This window comes from Paenibacillus sp. EB106-04-04-XG159, from assembly GCF_058791835.1.
Map to the genome: position 1 here is coordinate 1 of NZ_JBYTDY010000048.1, position 1,059 is coordinate 1,059.

2 tRNA genes are annotated in these 1,059 nt (G+C 43.5%); both read right to left on the reverse strand.

Annotated features, from left to right (window positions below):
• Positions 1-75, reverse strand: a tRNA-Gly gene (locus AC3WTP_RS23295).
• Positions 76-887: 812 nt separating this feature from the next.
• Positions 888-971, reverse strand: a tRNA-Leu gene (locus AC3WTP_RS23300).
• Between the last annotated feature and the right edge of the window lie 88 nt (positions 972-1,059).

A 1,059-nucleotide genomic window follows, 5' to 3' on the forward strand; every position in this document is an offset into this window, starting at 1 on the left:
TGGAGCGGACAACGGGATTCGAACCCGCGACCCTCGCCTTGGCAAGGCGATACTCTACCACTGAGCTATGTCCGCATTTCTTATTTGAAACTTCTTGAAGTAGAAGCGACAAGAAATAATATATCATAAAGTACAAGCATCCGCAAGCATTTATCTCGATTATCCACCTTGAAATGTTTTCCTGTAATTATTCAGACATCCGATCTGCCCATTAGGGTCTTACATCGTACTGTGCATTAGCCTGAATTCCAGATACTCGATCGTATCCGCTCAACTCTCCCTAACCATACGACCCTAGCCACAAGCGGCTCATTTGCCTACATACACGATATCCGTCACTACACAAGCTTTCTCTTTTGCTCTCTGTACGTTCAAAGGTCACTACTTATTGGTACATGCAAAGCCCATTTAGATCCATCCTATGCTGTGTCTAACTGGCTAGATGCATTTTGTACATCTAAATTGCACGAATTATAGCGTATTCCGCGAATTAGATGTATTTCGTACATTTATTTCAGCCAGTATCGGACAATGAATCCTGAAGGAGCTGAAATAGATGTACATTATACAGTAAGCATTCAGACAACTTCCAGCTGCGGCATACCGCTGTACGAAATACAGTTAATTCAAAAAGTACACCGTATAAGAAAAAGGCTTGGTCCGTACGATGAGCATTTTGAGGACATATCTATCCCTTGCAGCAAAGAAGTCAGATCGCACAACCCTGTAACCACACCAGATACAGCCACTTAACAAATCTGGACATGCCCAGCAGCCCTATCTCGTATCTGGTCGCACCATCTAACTGAACAATTTGCTTATAATTAGAAATAAAGGAAAGTACAAAAAAACACTTACTCGATAAGTAAGTGTGTCATAATCGATTATGGTGCGCGTGGAGGGACTTGAACCCCCACGGGAAACCCGCTAGATCCTAAGTCTAGTGCGTCTGCCAATTCCGCCACACGCGCACGATAAAAGTAATACTGGTGAGCCATGAAGGACTCGAACCTTCGACACCCTGATTAAAAGTCAGGTGCTCTACCAACTGAGCTAATG